16 protein-coding genes and 2 pseudogenes are annotated in these 18,857 nt (G+C 63.1%); 3 read left to right on the forward strand and 15 right to left on the reverse strand.

All coding sequences use genetic code 11. From position 1 onward, the window contains the following. Positions 1 to 77: 77 nt before the first annotated feature. The 8 genes from P1U48_RS09645 to P1U48_RS09680 all read right to left on the reverse strand — a co-directional run bounded on the left by P1U48_RS09645 (position 78) and on the right by P1U48_RS09680 (position 7,894). Positions 78 to 929 carry an ABC transporter ATP-binding protein gene (locus P1U48_RS09645; protein WP_301068767.1) on the reverse strand — a complete coding sequence of 284 codons (852 nt, stop codon included), beginning with the start codon at positions 927 to 929 and terminating at the stop codon, positions 78 to 80. Between the two features lie 76 nt (positions 930 to 1,005). Continuing rightward, entirely contained in the window at positions 1,006 to 2,295 is a 1,290-nt protein-coding gene (locus P1U48_RS09650) for an ABC transporter substrate-binding protein (RefSeq protein ID WP_301068769.1), read from the reverse strand. An 88-nt stretch (positions 2,296 to 2,383) separates the two neighbouring features. Then, entirely contained in the window at positions 2,384 to 3,460 is a 1,077-nt protein-coding gene (locus tag P1U48_RS09655) for a branched-chain amino acid ABC transporter permease (RefSeq protein ID WP_301068770.1), read from the reverse strand. Next, positions 3,460 to 3,711: a hypothetical protein gene (locus P1U48_RS09660; RefSeq protein WP_301068771.1), complete on the reverse strand. Its 252-nt coding sequence runs from the start codon at positions 3,709 to 3,711 to the stop codon at positions 3,460 to 3,462. Before P1U48_RS09660 ends, P1U48_RS09655 begins: the two co-directional genes overlap by 1 nt. 13 nt (positions 3,712 to 3,724) lie before the next feature. After that, positions 3,725 to 3,982, reverse strand: a complete 258-nt coding sequence (locus tag P1U48_RS09665) for a hypothetical protein (protein WP_301068772.1) — start codon at positions 3,980 to 3,982, stop codon at positions 3,725 to 3,727. Continuing rightward, positions 3,982 to 4,968, reverse strand: a complete 987-nt coding sequence (locus tag P1U48_RS09670; RefSeq protein ID WP_301068773.1) for a branched-chain amino acid ABC transporter permease — start codon at positions 4,966 to 4,968, stop codon at positions 3,982 to 3,984. Before P1U48_RS09670 ends, P1U48_RS09665 begins: the two co-directional genes overlap by 1 nt. A gap of 12 nt (positions 4,969 to 4,980) precedes the next feature. After that, positions 4,981 to 5,805 (reverse strand): ABC transporter ATP-binding protein, encoded by an 825-nt coding sequence (locus P1U48_RS09675; protein WP_301068775.1) that lies wholly within the window; start codon positions 5,803 to 5,805, stop codon positions 4,981 to 4,983. Between the two features lie 112 nt (positions 5,806 to 5,917). Beyond that, positions 5,918 to 7,894, reverse strand: a complete 1,977-nt coding sequence (locus P1U48_RS09680; RefSeq protein WP_301068776.1) for an AMP-binding protein — start codon at positions 7,892 to 7,894, stop codon at positions 5,918 to 5,920. 323 nt (positions 7,895 to 8,217) lie between these two features. Between P1U48_RS09680 and P1U48_RS09685 the strand changes: the two genes are divergently transcribed. Both P1U48_RS09685 and P1U48_RS09690 read left to right on the forward strand, forming a co-directional pair. Then, a complete protein-coding gene (locus P1U48_RS09685) occupies positions 8,218 to 10,095 on the forward strand; it encodes a PAS-domain containing protein (RefSeq protein WP_301068823.1) in 1,878 nt (625 codons plus the stop codon). Next, complete coding sequence (locus P1U48_RS09690; RefSeq protein WP_301068777.1) at positions 10,092 to 10,793, forward strand: response regulator transcription factor; 702 nt, start codon at positions 10,092 to 10,094, stop codon at positions 10,791 to 10,793. Before P1U48_RS09685 ends, P1U48_RS09690 begins: the two co-directional genes overlap by 4 nt. A 153-nt stretch (positions 10,794 to 10,946) precedes the next feature. Here the strand turns inward: P1U48_RS09690 and P1U48_RS09695 are convergent, their stop codons facing one another. After that, positions 10,947 to 11,759, reverse strand: coding sequence for a M20/M25/M40 family metallo-hydrolase (locus P1U48_RS09695; RefSeq protein ID WP_301068778.1), 813 nt, complete (start codon positions 11,757 to 11,759; stop codon positions 10,947 to 10,949). 212 nt (positions 11,760 to 11,971) lie between these two features. Between P1U48_RS09695 and P1U48_RS09700 the strand changes: the two genes are divergently transcribed. Further along, on the forward strand, positions 11,972 to 13,039 hold the full coding sequence (locus P1U48_RS09700; protein ID WP_301068779.1) for a saccharopine dehydrogenase: 1,068 nt from the start codon (positions 11,972 to 11,974) through the stop codon (positions 13,037 to 13,039). 178 nt (positions 13,040 to 13,217) lie between these two features. On the opposite strand, the gene P1U48_RS09705 is transcribed toward P1U48_RS09700, so the two are convergent. The 6 genes and pseudogenes from P1U48_RS09705 to leuS form a co-directional block, all read right to left on the reverse strand. Then, positions 13,218 to 13,811, reverse strand: a complete 594-nt coding sequence (locus P1U48_RS09705; protein WP_301068781.1) for a glutathione S-transferase family protein — start codon at positions 13,809 to 13,811, stop codon at positions 13,218 to 13,220. An 11-nt stretch (positions 13,812 to 13,822) separates the two neighbouring features. Further along, positions 13,823 to 14,635 carry a hypothetical protein gene (locus tag P1U48_RS09710; RefSeq protein ID WP_301068782.1) on the reverse strand — a complete coding sequence of 271 codons (813 nt, stop codon included), beginning with the start codon at positions 14,633 to 14,635 and terminating at the stop codon, positions 13,823 to 13,825. Then, positions 14,632 to 15,660: a DNA polymerase III subunit delta gene (holA, locus tag P1U48_RS09715; protein ID WP_301068783.1), complete on the reverse strand. Its 1,029-nt coding sequence runs from the start codon at positions 15,658 to 15,660 to the stop codon at positions 14,632 to 14,634. Before holA ends, P1U48_RS09710 begins: the two co-directional genes overlap by 4 nt. Beyond that, positions 15,657 to 16,151, reverse strand: a complete 495-nt coding sequence (gene lptE, locus P1U48_RS09720) for an LPS assembly lipoprotein LptE (RefSeq protein WP_301068784.1) — start codon at positions 16,149 to 16,151, stop codon at positions 15,657 to 15,659. The genes holA and lptE overlap by 4 nt, the downstream gene beginning before the upstream one ends. After that, a pseudogene (locus tag P1U48_RS18200) lies at positions 16,138 to 16,899 on the reverse strand (class I tRNA ligase family protein); the annotation flags it as partial. The pseudogene P1U48_RS18200 and the gene lptE, both read right to left, overlap by 14 nt. A 108-nt stretch (positions 16,900 to 17,007) precedes the next feature. Further along, positions 17,008 to 18,846 (reverse strand): annotated as a pseudogene (leuS, locus tag P1U48_RS09725) (leucine--tRNA ligase); the annotation flags it as partial. Positions 18,847 to 18,857: the final 11 nt, after the last annotated feature.

The raw sequence follows: 18,857 nt of genomic DNA on the forward strand, positions 1-18,857 counted from the left end.
GCGCGTCGGCTCCGGCGCCGCCGGATCGGCGGGCGCTGCTCCTTCATTCGGTTGACAGCGCGTCTGGCGCCGCCGGTTCAGCTCAACCAGCGCTTGCGGCGACGGTAAGAGCGGACGTCACGGAAGGACTTGCGTCCCTCGTCCGAGACGCCGAGGTAGAATTCTTTTACATCCGGGTTTTCGAGCAACTCGGCGGCGGGGCCGTCCATCACCACCCGACCGGATTCCAGAATATAGCCGTAATGTGCGAAACGCAGTGCGACATTGGTGTTCTGTTCGGCCAGCAGGAAAGTCGCGCCTTCCTTTTCGTTCAGGCTTTTGACGATGTTGAAAATCTCTTCGACCAGCTGCGGCGCCAGCCCCATCGACGGCTCGTCCAGCAGGATGGTTTCCGGGCGCGACATCAGCGCGCGGCCGATCGCCACCATCTGCTGTTCGCCGCCCGAGGTGTAACCGGCCTGGCTTTTCCGGCGCTCTTTCAGGCGCGGAAAATAGGTATAGACCTTGTCCAGGTCGGCCTCGATCTCGCCCCGGCTCGATCGCCTGGTATAGGCGCCGGTCATCAGGTTTTCCTCGACCGTCAGATGCTCAAAGCAATGACGGCCCTCCATCACCTGGATGACACCCTTTTGCACCAGCTCGGTCGGGTTCAACCCATAGATCGGCTCACCGCGATAGATGATCCGGCCCTTGGTCACCTCGCCACGCTCGGAGTGCAGCAGGTTCGAGATTGATTTCAGCGTGGTGGTCTTGCCTGCGCCGTTGCCGCCCAGCAGGGCGGTGATGCCACCTTTGGGCACCGACAGCGAGACGCCTTTGAGGACAAGGATCACATGGTTGTAGATCACCTCGATATTGCTGACCTGGAGCAGCGGTTCGTCAGCCGGTGCGGCGACGTCGGTCGGTTTGATCGTCTCAGCCTGGGTCATCCTGTCCTCGAAATCCGGTTGGGCCACATGGCCCGGTTTGGTGTGCCGGGGCCCATCGGGGCCCCGGCGCGTCGCGTTACATTTTGCAGTCGCGCGGCGTGATGTTGTTTTCCTTGGCATAGGCCATGGAATCTTCTTCGATCAGCGGATCGATCACATCGAAATCAGGATCCATGAAATCCGTGATCAAGGACCACGCTTTGGCGGACGCGTCCCATTGCTGGACCGCCGCCTGACGCGGTGCCGAATGGACGGCGCAGGACAGTTTAATCGCACCGCCCATGCCTTTCAGGCCAAGTTCGGTGAACCGGTCAGCAGAAATGTCGAGCGCTTCCATCGCGTCGCGCATGTCGGATGGCGTGATCGCGCTTTTGCCCGTCTTGGCCTGCGCGCCACGGATGGCTTCGGCCACGACGGCGGCGGAATAGACGCCACGGTTGTAACCGACTTCACCCCATTTGGTGCCGTCGCCGGCGTTCTTGCCCGCGTCGATCACTTGTTCCTTGATCGCCTGCAGCGTCGGATAATCGGTGCCGGTGCCGTTGAAGGCCAGGGCTTTGTAGCCGTTGGCACCTGCGCCCGCGGGCAGAACATCACCCTCGGAACCGGACCACCAGACACCGATGAACTTGTCCATCGGGAAACGGATGTTTGCGGCTTCTTGCACAGCAACCTGGTTCATCACGCCCCAGCCCCAGAACAGGACATAGTCAGGACGTTCGCGGCGAATTTGGAGCCATTGCGATTTCTGCTCCTGACCGGGGCTGTCAACCGCGATCTGAAGAAGCTCGAACCCGTGTTTTTCGCTCAGTTTTTCGAGCGTACGGATCGGTTCCTTGCCATAGGCAGAGTTGTGATAGAGCAATGCGATCTTCTTGCCCTTCAGCGAACCACCTTCTTCGCTCATCGCGTATTTCACCGCGACCGAGGCGCCGTCCCAATAGGTCACCGGCAGGTTGAACACCCACTTGAAAACCTTGCCATTCACCGCCGAGGTCCGGCCATAGGCCACGGACCACACCGGAATGCCGTCTGCGGAGGCTTTTGGGATCAGCTGATAGGTGATGCCCGTCGATTGCGGGATATACAGCAGAGCGCCTTGGCCCTTGGTCTGCTCATAGCATTCCACACCTTTTTCGGTGTTGTATGCGGTTTCGCATTCCATAACGTTGATTTTTTCGCCACCGATGCCGCCGTCACGATCGTTCAGCAGCGTCATGTAATCAGAAAAACCGTCGGCAAAAGGAATGCCCGAGATCGCATAGGCGCCGGTCCGGTAGTTCAACGCGGGGATGACCAGCTCGGCCATCGCAGGCGCCACCGTCATCAAAGTCGCGGCGGCCGCCGCAAGTAGTTTCAGTCTCATCGGATTTAATCCTCCCAATTTGGTCTCTACCGATTTCTTGCCTTTCCGCAGATTGTCGTCCCCGCGGTCTTCGCTCGGTCCCGCCCGCTCAATGCGGAAAGGGCCAAAGTCTCAGTTTCTCCTTGGTCAGTCGCCAAAGCTGCGCCAGCCCGTGCGGTTCCAGGATCAGGAACGTGATGATCAGACCACCCAGGATCATGATCTCAAGATGCGCAGCCAGATCGGTCGCCCAACCCAGCCCGCCCACCAGCACGTTTTTCAAGAACACCGGCAACAGCACGATGAAGGCGGCCCCGGCAAAACTGCCAAAGATCGAGCCGAGCCCGCCGATGATCACCATGAACAGAACCAGGAATGATTTCTGGATGCCAAAGGCCTCGGTCACCTCGACGGCGCCGAGATAGACCGAAAAGAACAGCGCGCCCGACACCCCGACAAAGAACGAGCTGACGGCAAAGGCGCTGAGCTTGGCGGCCAACGGATTCACCCCGATGATCTCGGCTGCGATGTCCATGTCGCGGATCGCCATCCATTTGCGACCAACCGAACCACGGGTCATGTTCCGTGCGATCCAGGCCATCAGAACCGCCAGGCTGAGACAGGTCAGATATTTGGCCGCTGCGCTGGCCTCGGGGCCGGTCACCGCAATGCCAAACACCTCACGGGTCGGGGCGCTGATCTGGCCCGAAGCGGAGTAGTTGTAAAACCAACCGACCTTGTTGAAGAGCCAGACCAGAAAGAACTGCGCCGCCAATGTCGCAACCGCCAGGTAAAACCCCTTGATACGCAGCGACGGCAGGCCGAACAGCACCCCGACAATCGCGGTGACTCCCCCGGCCAGCAGCACATGGATCAGGATATTCACGTCGGGAAAAGAGGTCATCAGCTTGTAGCAGGCATAAGCGCCAACAGCCATGAAACCGCCGGTGCCCAGCGACATCTGACCGCAATAGCCGGTGAGCACATTCAGACCCAGCGCCGCGATCGCGTAGATCAGGAACGGCAGCAACACCGCGCTGGCCCAGTAATCGTTGATCAGGAACGGCACCACCCCAAAGGCCAGCGCCAGTACGACGTAATAACCCCAGCGATCGAAACGGATCGGAAAGGTCTGGCTGTCGGCGCTGTAGGAGGTCTTGAAATCCCCCGCCTCACGATAAAGCATCAGGCACTCTCCCCTTCGTCCTGTTCATATGTCGGCACGCCACGACGCGGCGCCTGTGCATAGCCACTGGTTTCGGAGATCCGAACCAGCCGGAAATAGGCCCAAAGCCCCAGACCGGCGCCCAGCGCCGCCAGAGCCGCGGCAATGACCATCTGGCGGCCATTGCTGGTATCCGCCGAGAACGCCAGATAGCCAAAGGCCCAGAACCCGGACCAGGCCACCACATTGACGATTGCGATCAGCTTTTTCATTGTGCCCGGCTCCTCATTGCGATGCCCAGTGGTGGCTGCGCCTGCGGTCGCTCGATGCCGCGCTCCCGGCCAGCGCCAACAACGGAACACCGAATTTCGACCGGGTCAGCCGCAGCCCCAGGGTGCTCTGCGCCTCGTCGCCCAGATCGGTGCCACCCGGCACCGCCTGGCGGGCAGTGCCGACGCCGATCATGGTGCCAAAGACGCCGATGATCGACCGCCCCATCACCAAGCGTATCGCGATCAGAATGGTGGTTTTCCATAGCGCCATCACACCCTCTCGATGATCTTGTCGCCAAACAGGCCCTGCGGCCGGAAGACGAGAAAGAGCAGCGCCAGAACATAGGCAAACCAGTTTTCAGTGGCGCCGCCGATCATCGGGCCGATGGCGAATTCGAACAGCTTTTCACCGACCCCGATGATCAGCCCGCCAACAATCGCGCCGGGGATCGAGGTAAAGCCGCCCAGCATCAGCACCGGCAGTGCCTTGAGCGCGATCAGCGACAACGAGAACTGGACGCCGGATTTTGACCCCCACATGATCCCCGCCACCAGTGCGACAAAGCCCGCCACCGACCAGACCATCACCCAGATGAAATTCAGCGAAATGCCCACCGACAGCGCCGCCTGGTGATCGTCGGCCACCGCGCGCATCGCCCGGCCCTGTTTGGTGTATTGCGCGAAAATCACCAACGCGATCACCAGCAGGGCCGCCACCACCGAGGCCACAATATCGAGATTGTCGATAAAGAACCCATAGCCCAGCGCATTGAAGGTGGTCTCGTCGATAAAGCTGTTCAGCCCCTGCGGCAGCCCGACATTGAGGTTCTTAATGTCCGCGCCCCACATCAGATCGCCGAAGCCTTCCATGAAATAGGCCAGCCCGATGGTCGCCATGAACAGGATGATCGGCTCCTGATTGACCAGGTGGCGCATGATGAAATGGTTCACCGCCCAGGCCAGCGCCACCATCACCACCATGGTCAGGAGAATCGCCGCGACAGCCGGAACGTGCCAGCCGAAATGGTGGATCTCGGTGCCGAAGATCGCATTGATCATATGGCCAAAGGGCACCTGCCCTTCCATGATCCCGACCAGAGTCAACGCCGAGAACAGCGCCATCACCCCCTGGGCATAGTTGAACACCCCCGAGGCTTTGAAGATCAGCACGAAACCAAGCGCGACAAGCGAATAGAGAACCCCGGACATCAGCCCGTTCAGGGTGACTTCCATCGCAAAGAGTAACTGTTCAGGCATGATGATCCCCCCTCAATCGTGCGCCACACCCAGGTAGGCGTCGATCACCTCCTGGTTGCTGCGGACTTCATCCGGGGTGCCATCCCCGATCTTCCTGCCGTAATCCATCACGACCACCCGGTCGGACAGGTCCATCACCACACCCATGTCATGTTCGATCAGGGCGATGGTGGTGCCGAATTCGTCGTTCACATCGAGGATAAAGCGGCTCATGTCCTCTTTTTCCTCGACGTTCATCCCGGCCATCGGTTCGTCCAGCAACAGGATCGACGGCTCCGCCACCAGGGCCCGCGCCAGTTCGACCCGCTTTTTCAAGCCATAGGGCAGCCGTGCCACCGGGGTCTTGCGGATCGCCTGGATTTCCAGGAAATCAATAATCTTTTCCGCGACTTCGCGGTTCTCGGTCTCTTCCTTCTGGGCCTTGCCCCACCACAGCGCCTGCTGCACCATATTGGTGTGCATGTGGTTCAGCCGCCCTGTCATCACATTGTCCAGAACCGTCATCCCCTCGAACAGGGCGATGTTCTGAAAGGTTCGCGCGATGCCCTGGCGGGCCACTTCGAAGGGGCGCATCGACGGACGCTTCTGGCCCTTGTAAAAGACCTCGCCCTCTTGCGGATGATAGAAGCCCGAAATCACGTTCAACATCGACGATTTACCGGCGCCGTTGGGGCCGATGATCGCCCGGATCTCGCCCTCGCGGATGTCGAACGAAATATCCTTGATCGCCACCACACCGCCGAAGCGCAGGGTGATGTTCTTCATCTCCATCACCACCTCGCCGATGGTGCGGCCATCGGCAGAGACGGTGCTCTGGGCTGCCTGTGCGTCGGTCATCTCGTCTTCCTTTCAGGCCGATCAATTGGCCCGTCAATTCCTGGCCCCTGGGTCAGGTTCGGCGTTCTGCGGGATGGCGGGCGGGGCGTCGGCGCAGCCGCGCGGCGCAGGCTCATTCCGCCGCCACCGCTTTCGGCGCCGCTGTGGTGACGGTCTTCGCCGTCACAATCTTCAGCGTTGCCGAGATATAGCCCTTGCGCCCGTCCTCATAGGTGACCTCGGTGCGGGTCGAAATCTCGTCCGAACTGTCGTAGAGCGCGGCGATGATATCGGCGAATTTCTCATCCACGATCCGGCGGCGCACCTTGCCGGTGCGGGTGATCTCGCCGTCATCGGGATCAAGCTGCTTGTGCAGCACCACAAAGCGGTGGATCTGGCAGCCCGACAGCATGTCGTCCCGGGCGACGCTTTCGTTCACCTCTTCGACATGGGCGCGGATCGACTCCAGCACCTTGGGATGCCCGGCCAGTTCCTGATACGAGGAATAGGCGATATTGTTGCGCTCGGCCCAGCTGCCGACCGCGTTGAGGTCGATATTGATGAAGGCGGTGCATTCCGAACGGCCGCTGCCGAACAGCACCGCCTCAAGGATATTGGGATAGAACTTCAGCTTGTTCTCGACATATTTCGGCGCGAACATGCGGCCATCTTCCATTTTTCCGACATCCTTGGCCCGGTCGATGATCCTGAGGTGGCCGGTGTCGGACTCGATGAAACCGGCATCGCCGGTGGCGACCCAGCCCTCGGCATCCTTGGTCGAGGCGGTGCTTTCCGGGTTCTTGTAGTAATATTCAAACACGCCGGGCGAGCGATAGAACACCTCGCCGTCCTCGGCGATCTTCAATTCGACACCGGGTGAGGCAACCCCGACCGTGTCCGAGCGCACCTGACCATCCGGCTGCTGGGTGATGAACACCGAGGCTTCGGTCTGGCCATACAATTGTTTCAGATTGATCCCGAGGGCGCGGTAGAAATCAAAGATTTCCGGCCCGATCGCCTCGCCCGCCGTATAGCCGACGCGCACCCGGCTCAGCCCCAGCGAGTTTTTCAGCGGTGCAAATACAAAGAGATTGCCCAGCGCGTATTTGAACCGGTCCCAGCCGTTGACGGTTTCGCCATCCAGGATTTTGGACCCGACCTTGCGGGCATGGGCCATGAAGGTGTCGAACAGCCACTTCTTGATCCGGCCCGCGTCTTCCATGCGGATCATCACCTGGGTCAGCTGGCTTTCGAACACCCGAGGCGGCGCGAAATAATAGGTCGGCCCGATCTCGCGCAGATCGGTGACCATGGTTTCCGGGCTTTCCGGGCAATTGACGCAGAACCCGCTCCAGAATGCCTGGCCGATGGAAAAGATGAAATCGCCGACCCAGGCCATCGGCAGATAGGCCAGAACCTCGTCGCCCGGGCCGAGATCGTCGAATTCACTGGAATTCTTTGAGGTCTCGATGATGTTGCGGTTGGACAGCACCACGCCCTTGGGCTTGCCGGTGGTGCCCGAGGTGTAGAGCATCACACAGACGTCGTCCTGGGTCAGCTTGGCCTTGCGGGCCTTCAGCTCCGGCATCAGCTCGTCGATCGCGGCGCGGCCCATCGCCTGCACATGCGAATATTCATGCAGCTTGGCATGGTCGTATTTCCTGAGCCCGCGCGGGTCGAGATAGATCATATGTTCGAACTGGCTCAGCCGGTCCTGCACCTCGATCACCTTGTCGACCTGTTCCTGATCCTCGGCCACGACAAAGCGCGCGCCGCAATGATCCAGCACATAGGCCATCTCTTCGGCGGCGCTGTCCTGATAGATCGGCACCGGAATCGCGCCGATCATCTGCGCTGCCGGGAACACCCAATACAGATGCGGCCGATTCGACCCGATAATCGCGATGAAATCGCCCGGCGTGACGCCCAGGCTAATCAAACCCAGCGCCAGCGCTTCGATTTCTTCCTTGGTTTCGACCCAACTCCAGCTTTGCCAGATGCCGAATTCCTTTTCCCGATATGCGGATTTGGACGCGAAACGCTGGGCGTTACGATCCAGAAGGGCCGGTATGGACGCAAAAACGCCCACGTCGTGAGACGTTGGTGCCAAGTTATCTCCTCCCGTTGCCCCGTCTGCCGGAGCGCGACGCCTTTGCGGCGATTCTCTTCGCAAACCCTAACCGGGTCTGCATCCATTTGTCATTGCCAACCTTTTCCTGAAGATTGCGCAATCCTAACGAATTGTAACAGGTGGCGATGGAATACAATTTCAGGGCCAATTTAATTGCCCGATTGATCCCTCCCCCGGGCCATCTGCCAACCAGCCTGGCATTGCAAATCATGCGCGGCGCTTTTCGCCGGGTGCCGCGAATGCTAGCACGTATTGGCAACCACCGAACGGACCCGCTCGTGAGCACCGACGCCAACCAGTCAATGACCCTTGCCGGGCTGAACCTGATTCAGCAGGCCCTGTCGATCTATGACGACGATCTGCGTCTGGTGCTGTGCAACGCCAGGTTCCGTGAAATGTTCGACCTGCCGCCGCAGATCACCACCCCTGGCGCCGGCTTTGACGCGGCAGTCCGCTGGCTGGTCGAACATGGCGAATACGGGCCGCTCGCTGACCCCGAGGCGGCCATCGCCGAACGGGTCGAACAGGCCCGCACCTTTCAGCCGCATTACATCGAGCGCCGCCGTGCAAATGGCCGGATGATCAGCGTCGAGGGCGCGCCGCTGCCAGCGGGCGGCTGGGTCACCGTCTATACCGACATCACCGAGATCAAGGCGCAGGAGGCCCTGCTGCGCGCCCGCTCAGAAGAGCTGCACGCCGAATTGCTGACCCGGGCCGAACAGCTGACCGCCGCCAACCGGCAATTGCAGGCCACCAACGCCGCCCTGGCCGAGGCCAAGCGCGAATTGACCGCGATGGAGGCGCGCACCCGGCAAACCACCGAAATGATGCCCGCCCATATCGCCCATCTGGGACCGGACCGGCGCTATACGTTCTCCAACCGGCGGCTGTCGACGATCATGCCCGGCCGCCCGTCCAATATCGTCGGGCTGCATATTGCCGATGTGCTGGGCACCCAGGCCTATCGCGCGGTGCAGACCTATCTCGAGGGCGCGCTACAGGGTCGTGCCTCGACCTTTGAATTCACCGATCAGGCCTCGTCACGGCGGATCCGGGTGGCGCTGAACCCGGATCACGATGCGGGCTGTTACATCCTGTCCACCGATGTCACCCATGAAACCCAGACCCGCACGGCCCTGCAACAGACCCGCCGCCGGGCGCTGGCGGCCCAGGTGACCAGCGGCATGGCGCATGATTTTTCCAACCTGTTGACCATCATCCTCGGGATGCAGGCGCGACTGGCGACAGTGGATCTGCCCGGCAATGCTGGGGATCTGGTCGCTGCCACCCTGGGCGCGGCGCGCCGCGGCGGTGACCTGTTGAACCGGATCGCCGATATGACCTCGGGCCCCGATCATCGCCCGGCGGCGACCGAGATGGCTGGGTTCCTCGACAATCTCGCCACTCTCGCAACCGCCGCCCTGCCCGAGACGATCCGCCTTGAGATACGCGACGACACCGACGACGCGCGGCTGATGCTGGATCGCGGGATGTTGCAGGATTCACTGCTGAACCTGGTTCTGAACGCCCGCGATTCCTGTGCCGGGTCCGGCGTCATCAGCATTCGCGCGGCGCCGGTCAAGGACACCTGGCTGGAGATCACCGTCACCGACACCGGGTCGGGATTTTCCGAAACCGCGCTGAACAAGGCGCTGGATCCGTTCTTTTCCACCAAGGGCGGCGAAGGCTCAGGGCTGGGGCTGGCAATGGTCTATAATGCCACCAAACTCGCTGGCGGCCGGGTGCGGCTGGCCAATCTGCCGGACGGCGGCGCCCGGGTGACGCTGCGCCTGCCCTGGCGCACCGCCCCCTGCCCGCTCGACCCCGGGCTGGTGCTGCTGGTCGAGGACAGTGCCGATCTGCGCCGCTCGATCCGCGACATGCTGCGCGACGCCGGTCATGCGGTGATCGAGGCGACCAGTGTCGACGAGGCAACAAGCCTCGCCGCCGAAGTGCCGGGCATCACCCTGATCCTGTCCGACATCAGCCTTGAGGGCGCCGACACCGGTATCGACCTGCTGAACCGGCTGCCCAGCTCGGCCCCGCCCTGCTATCTGATGACCTCGCTGCGCAGCGATCATCCGCTGTTCATCGCCGCCACCGCCCGCACCCCGGTGCTGCGTAAACCCTTTGGCGCGGCGCAGCTGGCCGGATTTCTGCGCGGCGAGGCGGCGCCATGACCGCGCCGCTGGTCACCATCCTCGACGACGAGGCCGAGATTCGGGCGATGCTGGCCAGCGCTCTGGAAGAGGCCGGGTTCCGCACCATGAGCTTTTCCCGCGCCAGCGAATTCGAAACGGCGCTGAAAAGCTTTTCCCCAGACCTTTGCCTGGTCGATCTGTCACTGCCGGATCGCGACGGGCTGACCCTGGTGCACCGGCTGGCGCTGGAACAGGGGGCGACGGTGATCATCATCTCGGGACGCGCCCAGGTGCAGGATCGGGTCACCGGGCTGGAGCTGGGGGCCGATGATTACATCATCAAACCCTTTGATCCGGCCGAGGTGGTGGCCCGGGTTCGCGCCCGGCTGCGCCGCGACCGCCCCGCCGCGACCGGCGGCGAAGTCGCAAGGTTCAACGGCTGGACCGCGCATTTCGACCGCTTCGCGCTGGTGGATACCGAGGGTCAGGAAACCCCGTTTTCCCATGCCGAGGGCGAGGTGCTGCGGCTGTTCCTCGAACGCCCGAAGCGGCTGATCTCACGCGCCGCGATGCAGGAATCCCTAGGCGGCGCGGCGGGCGAAAGCTTTGATCGGGCGATGGATGTGCGGATCTCGCGGCTGCGCCAAAAACTGCACGAGGACCCCAGGAACCCGCGGCTGATCAAGACGATCTATGGCGCGGGCTATATCTTCCTCGGGGATGTGAGTTGGGAGTGAGGGGCTGGCCAGGCACTCAGCCCTGGCGCCCGGCCCTTCGGTTGGAAAGTGAGTATTTTTTGGAAAGATGAAGCGGGGAGTGGCGGCACGCTCCAATGGGATCGCGGTCCCGTACCCGGTTCATCCTTTGAGGATCGGCGGCGGCGATGCCGATCAGGGCGCCGCCTTTGCCAGCTCAGCAACCGCCGCCGCCATCACCTGCAATCCGGTCACCAGATCGCCCTCATCGGTGTCCTCGCCAAAGGCATGGCTGATGCCGTTGATCGAGGGCACGAACAGCATCGCCGCATCGCCGCATCGGTGCATCGGGGTGGTCCCGGCGTGGTTCTGTTCGCCCGCAATGGTGATGTGCATGTCACGGATACCAACGATGTCGCTGACCACACCCACCGCCTCACCGGCCTCGGAAAGCCAGGGACCCTGTTCGATATGGCATTCCAGAAAGCCGCTGAACCGCGCCGGATCGGCGAAATCACCGGCCAGATGCGCCATCCGTGCCCGCGCCTCGGCAAAGCTGGTGCCAGTGGTGTCGGTCAGGGCATCCGCCTCGGCCAGGCCGGTGGCGCCGGACCAAACCCGGCTGCCTGTGGTGACCCCGAAACGGCCCTCCTCATCCTGGAAACTGACCGTCGAAATCGGTGGCCCGCCCGCCGCCATCGCGGCGCGGGCCAGTTCCAGCCCGACGATCACCCCAAGCGCCCCATCCAGCCAGCCGCCCTCGGGCTGGCTGTCGGAATGCGACCCGACCAACAGCGACCGCCCGGGCGCCAGGCCCCAGACCGACCCGACCGGATCGAACACTGTCTCCAGACCCGCCGCGCGATAGCGCTCGGCCAGCCAATGCCGCGCCGCGATATCCGGCTCGGAAAATCCAGGCCGGACGACGCCCTTCCCGACTCCCGAGGCGCCAAAGCGGCGCAGCTCATGCAGATCGTTCAAAAATCGCTCGGGGTTGACGGGACTCATCTGGGGCAGCTCGCGTTGCCGCAATTACACGCTGCTGCCGCGGGAAGATCAATTATTCATGATAATTCTCCCACTTCATCTTGCCGCAAATATTCTCGGGGGGTCCGGGGGGCAGACAGCCCCCCGGCGGCGCCACCAGCGCAATCCGCCGCCGTCCCCGTTGCACCGGTCCCACCGATCCCCTAGGGCTGAGTTTCGAAGGGACCACAGGCATGACCCATCTCTGGCTGCGCGCCGAACAACGCCCGAACGAAGACCGCACCGGGCTGACCCCGGACGGCGCTGCCAGGCTGATCGCCCAAGGCATCCGCCTGACGGTCGAGGACAGCGGCAACCGGATCCTCCCGACCGCCGCCTATCGCGCCGCGGGGGCCGAGATTGCCCCGGCCGGAAGCTGGCCCGGAGCGCCGCGCGATGCGATCATCTTTGGCCTCAAGGAACTGCCCGAGGATGGCAGCCCGCTGCCGCACCGGCACATCATGTTCGGCCATGCCTTCAAGGGCCAACCCGCAGGGCGCCTGCTGCTGGAGCGGTTCCGGACCGGGGGGGGCAGGCTCTATGATCTGGAATACCTGCTCGATGAAGACAGCCGCCGGGTCGCTGCCTTTGGCTATTGGGCGGGCTATGCCGGGGCGGCGGTGGCGTTGAAATGCTGGCTGGCGCAGCGGGCGGGCGGCCAATGCGGCCCGATCAGCGCCTATCCTGACAAGGCGGCGTTGCTGGCGGATTTGCACGCTGAACTGGCCCGCGAGCTGAGCAAAGGCACCCCGCCGCCCAGTGCCATCGTCATCGGCGCCCTCGGTCGGGTCGGCAGCGGCGCCAGCAGCCTCTGCGCAGCGATGGGCATCAAGGTAACCAAATGGGACAAGGCGGAAACAGCCAGCGGCGGCCCGTTCCCAGAGATCGCCCGACATGATGTCTTTCTCAACTGCATCCTGGCGATGCCCGGCACCCCGGTTCTGGTGCCCGCCGATCTGCCGGGCCAGCCACGCCAGCTCTCGGTGATCGGGGATATCGCCTGCGATCCAAGTTCAGATTTCTCGCCGATCAAGGTCTATGACCGCACCACCAGCTGGTCGGACCCGGCGCTGCGGGTCCATGCCACGCCGCCGCTCGACGTGACGGCGATCGACAACCTGCCGTCGCTGCTGCCGCTGGAAAGCTCGCAGGATTACGCGGCACAGCTGTTGCCCAGCCTTCTCAGCCTCGATGCCATCGACGCCGGGGTCTGGGGCCGGGCCGGGGCGATCTTCGATCACCATATGAGAGAGCGGGCATGACCATCCATTGCCGCGGCACCGGCCTGTCGGCGCTGCCGGGGCTGCGGCGGCTGATCCAGAACCAACATCCGCTGATCGTCTGAAACCGGACCCTCGACGGGGCCCGGGCCGAGATCGTCGAGCATCTGGCCTGAGGCCGAGGGACGCGGCAGCTTTCTGCCGCGCCCGTGGTGTCGACTCACCCCTTGACCATTTCCGTCACTTTCTGGAACGCCGGGCGGTCGCGCATCCGTTTGGCATAGGCCGCCAGTGTCCCGTTGACCTCGGGGAATTTGGCGCCGCGTGCCCAGTTCAGGCAGTGCACCGCCAGGAAATCGGGCACAGTCACCTCATCCCCCATCAGATAGGGCCCCTGAAAGCGCGCCGCGAGCCGGTCGAGGTTGCGGCCAAATTCGCCTGACAGCGAGGCTTTGACCGCTGGCACCCGCTGATCCTCGGGCAGGATGAAACTGTGCCGCGCTGCGGTCCAGAGCGGCGCCTCAAGCTCGTCCAGAATCTGATGGGTCATCCCGTCCTGTCTGGCCCGTGCGATGCTGCCGGCCGGGGCGGTGAATTGCCCGTGCTTGTCGGCCAGATAGGTCATGATCGCGACGGAATCGGTCAGCGCCTCGCCATCGGCCAGCAGCACTGGAATCTTGCCCAGGGTCGAGTGTTCAAGGACCTTGGCGGAATGCGGCCGTTCACTGTGATGCTCATAGGGCTGGCCCAACTCCTCCAGCATCCAGATCACGCGAAACGTGCGCGATTGTAGTCCTCCGATCACTTCATACATCTTGTCGCTCCCTATTTATGGCGAACCTCAACCCCGGCCCGGTCCGGCAAACCTACAGCATCCAGACGCAGCCCGGTCAGAAAATCAATCACCACCGCGCGCGCGCGCTCGGGGCGCGACCCGGCGCCGCGTCCCGACACCTCGCGGTGATTGGCGCCCGCAACGATCGCCAGCCATTTGCGGCCATCGGCGGGCAGGCCGTCAAAGGCCGCCAGCCGGGTCTGCCAGCCGCCTTCGATCGCGGAATCCCTGGTGCCGGTCACCAGCAGCATCGGCTTGGACAGGCCCGCCCAGGCGCCGGGGGGGAATCTGTCGCCCAACCCCTGCGGTGAAAGCGCGATATAAGCGTCAAAGCGGTCCTTGCCGGTGATCCCAAGCGAATTCTGCGCCCCGGCCTCGATCATCGTGGTCTGGGCGCCCATCGAATGGCCGCCGAGCACCTTTGGCTTCGGCAGACATCCTGCTGCGGCCTCGGCCCGGGCCAGAGTCGCGGCGATATCTGCAGCGCGCTGCCGGTTTGCTGTCGGGTCGGCGACCGCCTCGGCCAGCGCGGCGCGGCGGTTATCAGCCCGCAGAACCGCGCGGATCGCCGCCCGGCCGCTCAGCGCATGGCCCATCACCCAGGTGTCAAAGCCTGCAACGGCGGCGCCCTGGGCCAGATCCGACAGGCCGGTTTCATCGCCGCCAAAGCCATGCGACAGGATCAGCAGTGGCGGACAGGGTCCGGTCGCCGGGTAGTGGCGCAGCGCCGGTTCCGCCTTGGTCGTCAGCGGCAGTATCAGCGCCAGTGCGACAGCGATCCAGCGCCAGGCAACATGGCTCACCGCCGGTTTCCCATCATTGCCAGCCGGATCAGAGTGCGTTCGACCAGCGCCATATCCGGCGCGGTGCGCCCGGCCGAGCGCAGGGCAAGGTCGGTATCGGTGAGCAGCGTCAGCGCATCCTCAAGCCGCGGCGCACCCCAGCCCTGGGCCTGACGCAGGATCCGATCGCGACGCGGGCCAAAGACCGGCGGGCGCAACCGCCCGATGCCCTCGCCGGGGCCGCCGGGATCCGAGGCGACCGCATAGAGCATCCGGAAATGCCGCATCGCGCCGATACAGAGCGCCACCGCCTGGATTCCCTGCGCCCTGAGTCGCCGCATCACCGGGCCGATTTCGCCGGGCCGGGCGTCGGCCACCACGTCCAGAACATCATCAATCCCGGCCTCGGTCGAGATCGGCGCACAGGCGGCGATATCCTCGCCGAGGACCGGCACTGGATCGCCAAGCTTGTAAATCGCAAGCTTCTCGATGGTCTGGCGAAAATCGCCGGGATCGAGGATCTGCGCCAGCGCCGTCAGATCGCGGGTCGCGTCGCTGCTGAGTTTGTTCAGACCGGCGGATTTCAACATCGCGTCAATCTCAGCCCGGCCCGGCGGTTCGTCGTAGATCCCAACGGCATAGGCGTTCTTGTGCGCCTCAAAGAATTTCCGCAGCTTCGAGGTCGGTCGCAGGGTGCCCGCGGTGACGATGATCTGGGCGTCGCCCTCGGCCCAATCCTGCAGGCCCGGCAGAATCTGCGGCGCCAGCGCCTCGCCCGCCCCTTCGACCAGCACCACCCGGGGGCCGGGAAAGAAGCCCACCGCCTTGATCGCATCGCTCAACTGCGCCGGGTCCTTGCGCAGATCGCCCGCCGGGATCCGGGTCAGGCGCATTTCTTCTTCGCCAGTCGGGCCGACCAGCGCCTTGATCACCTGTTGCCGCCGCAGCGCCACCCGCATCGCATCGCCGCCATAGATCAGCAGCCCGGTCCGCGCGGGATCAGGCCGCGCGAAATAGCCCGGAGCGTCGCGCGGCGTCAGTTTCATATCGGCAGATCCACCGCCACGGCCTCAAGCCTGACAATCACCAAATTGGCCAGGATGACCATCAGCCGCTCACGCGCATCGCGCCGCGCCGCCTGGGTCGCGACCGTCGATCCGGTGGTCGAATAGCTGGTGAAGCTGTCCACCTTGCCCTTGTTCAGGACCACGCTGCTGGCCGCGTCTTTCAACTGGTAAGTGATTGTTCCGATAACGTTAAACCGGGTGGTGATATTGCTGGTGGAGATCGCCATACGTTCCTCGGCGACCTTGGTGGCATACGCCAGCACCAATCCACCCTCAGGCGCCCGGCCCAGCCGGGTTTCCACCTCGCGCACGAAAATGTAATCTTCGGTGGTTTGCGGATCAGCGGGGCGCACCCGGCCGATGAGGCGGCTGCCACCACCGCCCGGCGCATAGACCGGTTCAAAGCCGCAGGCTGCGAGGGCCGCCGCGGCGCCGAACATCAGGAATTTTCGGCGCTCAGGCGACCACATTCACGATCCTACCGGGGACGACGATCACCTTGCGGGGCTGTGCCCCATCCAGCGCCCTTTGCACATTCTCAACCGCCAGCGCGGCCTTTTCAACCTCGGCGTTACCCAGGTCGCGGGGCACGGTGATTTCGCCCCGGCGTTTCCCGTTGACCTGGATCGGCAGGGTGACCGTATCCTCGATCAGCATTGCCGGATCGGCCACCGGCCATTCGGCTTCGGCAACCAGCCCCTGGCCACCCAGCAGCGCCCAGATGTCTTCGGCCAGATGCGGGGTCATTGGCGACATCAGCTGCGCCAAGGTCTGCATCGCCTGACGTTTCACCGCGGATGTGGCAGCGGATTTCGACAGCGCGTTGGTATAGCCATAAAGCTTGGCAATCGCGGCGTTGAAACCGAAGCTTTCGACGCCCAGGGTGACCTCGTGAATCGCCTTGTGCATCTCGCGCAGCAGGGCGGTGTCGGCCTCGGGCTTGCCGGTATTGTCGCTGCCGGTGTTGTCGCTGGCCGCCAACTCGACCGCGATGCGATGCACCCGCGACAGATGCTTATGCGCAGCCTCGGCACCCGCGGCGGTCCATTCCACGTCACGCTCCGGCGGACTGTCAGAGAGGACGAACCAGCGGGCGGTGTCGGCACCATATTGATCAATGATCGCCACCGGATCGACGACATTGTTCTTGGATTTCGACATCTTGGCCGAGGGGATGATCTTCACGAAGCGGCCCGCTTCGTAATCCTCCAGCCAGAGGTTGTTCAACGCCAAGACATCGGAGGTAGCAATCCCCCGCTGCTCAGCGAGCGCTCTAACTACCGCGCGTTTGTCCCCCTGAGCGCCATTGGGATCCGTGAAATCAATGACTTCTTCAGGATACAGATAGACCGGGCGAGCCGATGGCGCGTCCTCAAAATCGCCGTCCCAAATCTCATTCAGGCCCGTTACATGTTGATAGATCGCGTGAGTCACCATGCCTTGGGTAAAGAGCGCGTCGAAGGGTTCCTTGGATTTCTCCGGCAGATGGCCACAGATATGCATCGCCCGGGCAAAGAACCGGGAATAGAGCAGGTGCAGGATCGCGTGTTCGATGCCGCCGATATATTGATCGACATTCATCCAATACTCGGCCTCGGCCGCTTCGGTCGGGGTGCTGGCGCGCGGCGCGGTGAAGCGGGCGAAATACCAGGAGCTGTCAACGAAGGTGTCCATCGTATCGGTTTCGCGTTGCGCGGGCGCACCGCAGGCGGGACAGGCGCAGTTGCGCCAGGTCGGGTGCCGGTCCAGCGGATTGCCCGGCACGTCAAAGCTGACATCATAGGGCAGCTTGATCGGCAGGTTCTCTTTCTTTTCCGGCACCACACCGCAGGCGTCGCAATGCACCACCGGGATCGGGCAGCCCCAATAGCGCTGCCGCGACAGGCCCCAGTCGCGCAGCCGGAACTTGGTCACGCCCTGGCCGACGCCCTTCGATTCGCAGAAGACGATGGCGGCGTCGATCGCCTCTTGCCCGGTCGCGACCTCGTCCCAGTTGAACGCCCGGGTCCAGCGCACCTTGTCGGTCTTTGGCGGCACAAAGGCCGCGCTGGCCGGGTAATCGCCCTTGATCGGCTCAAAGCAGGGCAGGATCGGCAGGCCGTATTTGCTGGCGAAATCATGGTCGCGCTGATCGTGCGCAGGCACCCCAAAGATCGCGCCGGTGCCGTAATCCATCAGGATGAAATTGGCGATGTAGACCGGCAATTCCAACGACGTATCAAAGGGATGACGCACCTTCAGCCCAGTGTCATAGCCCAGCTTTTCGGCGGTTTCGATGGCCTCTTCGGTGGTGCCACCCTGACGCGCCTCGACGCAGAATTCCGCAACTGCCGGATCGTGCCGCTCAAGCTCTTTGGCCAAGGGATGATCGGGTGAAATGCCGACAAATGAGGCGCCGAGCAGCGTGTCGGGCCGGGTGGTATAGACCTCGATCCGATCATGGCCATGCTCGGGGTCGACCAGCCCAAACGAGAATTGCAGCCCGCGCGACTTGCCGATCCAGTTGGCCTGCATCAGCTTGACCTTGGACGGCCAATCGTCGAGCCCGTCGAGCGCGTCGAGCAATTCGCCCGCCATGTCGGAAATCTTGAAGAACCATTGGGTCAGTTCGCGCCGTTCGACCACTGCGCCAGAGCGCCAGCCACGACCGTTTTCGACCTGCTCATTGGCCAGAACCGTCATGTCGACGGGATCCCAGTTCACCACCGCGTTCTTGCGATAGACCAGACCCTTTTCGAGGAAATCGAGGAACAGTGCCTGCTGCTGGCCGTAATATTCCGGGTCGCAGGTGGCGAACATCCGGGTCCAGTCGAGCGAAAAGCCCAGGGGCTTCATCTGTTCGACCATCGTGTCGATGTTGGAATAGGTCCAGTCCTTGGGGTGGCCGCCGATGGCCATCGCCGCGTTCTCGGCGGGCATGCCAAAGGCATCGAACCCCATCGGATGCAGCACGTTATGCCCGGTCGCGCGTTTGAACCGCGCCACCACATCGCCCATCGTGTAATTGCGCACATGGCCGATATGGATGCGCCCCGAAGGGTAGGGAAACATCTCGAGCACATAGTATTTCGGCCGCGACGGATCACGCTCGGCGCGAAAAATCCCCGCATCCTCCCAGGCTTCTTGCCATTTCGCTTCGATTGTTGCGGGGTCGTAGCGGGTCATGCAGGCATTCC

Origin of the sequence: Pseudooceanicola sp. (assembly GCF_029213205.1) — a bacterium.
Lineage (GTDB): Bacteria > Pseudomonadota > Alphaproteobacteria > Rhodobacterales > Rhodobacteraceae > Pseudooceanicola.

Coding starts and splice junctions, on each gene's coding strand:
- P1U48_RS09700 (WP_301068779.1), top strand. CDS start 11,972: ATGACCCATCTCTGGCTGCGCGCCGAACAACGCCCGAACGAAGACCGC.
- lptE (WP_301068784.1), bottom strand. CDS start 16,151: ATGTGGTCGCCTGAGCGCCGAAAATTCCTGATGTTCGGCGCCGCGGCG.
- P1U48_RS09690 (WP_301068777.1), top strand. CDS start 10,092: ATGACCGCGCCGCTGGTCACCATCCTCGACGACGAGGCCGAGATTCGG.
- P1U48_RS09695 (WP_301068778.1), bottom strand. CDS start 11,759: ATGAGTCCCGTCAACCCCGAGCGATTTTTGAACGATCTGCATGAGCTG.
- P1U48_RS09660 (WP_301068771.1), bottom strand. CDS start 3,711: ATGAAAAAGCTGATCGCAATCGTCAATGTGGTGGCCTGGTCCGGGTTC.
- P1U48_RS09645 (WP_301068767.1), bottom strand. CDS start 929: ATGACCCAGGCTGAGACGATCAAACCGACCGACGTCGCCGCACCGGCT.
- holA (WP_301068783.1), bottom strand. CDS start 15,660: ATGAAACTGACGCCGCGCGACGCTCCGGGCTATTTCGCGCGGCCTGAT.
- P1U48_RS09670 (WP_301068773.1), bottom strand. CDS start 4,968: ATGCCTGAACAGTTACTCTTTGCGATGGAAGTCACCCTGAACGGGCTG.
- P1U48_RS09655 (WP_301068770.1), bottom strand. CDS start 3,460: ATGCTTTATCGTGAGGCGGGGGATTTCAAGACCTCCTACAGCGCCGAC.
- P1U48_RS09685 (WP_301068823.1), top strand. CDS start 8,218: ATGACCCTTGCCGGGCTGAACCTGATTCAGCAGGCCCTGTCGATCTAT.
- P1U48_RS09675 (WP_301068775.1), bottom strand. CDS start 5,805: ATGACCGACGCACAGGCAGCCCAGAGCACCGTCTCTGCCGATGGCCGC.
- P1U48_RS09665 (WP_301068772.1), bottom strand. CDS start 3,982: ATGGCGCTATGGAAAACCACCATTCTGATCGCGATACGCTTGGTGATG.
- P1U48_RS09650 (WP_301068769.1), bottom strand. CDS start 2,295: ATGAGACTGAAACTACTTGCGGCGGCCGCCGCGACTTTGATGACGGTG.
- P1U48_RS09705 (WP_301068781.1), bottom strand. CDS start 13,811: ATGTATGAAGTGATCGGAGGACTACAATCGCGCACGTTTCGCGTGATC.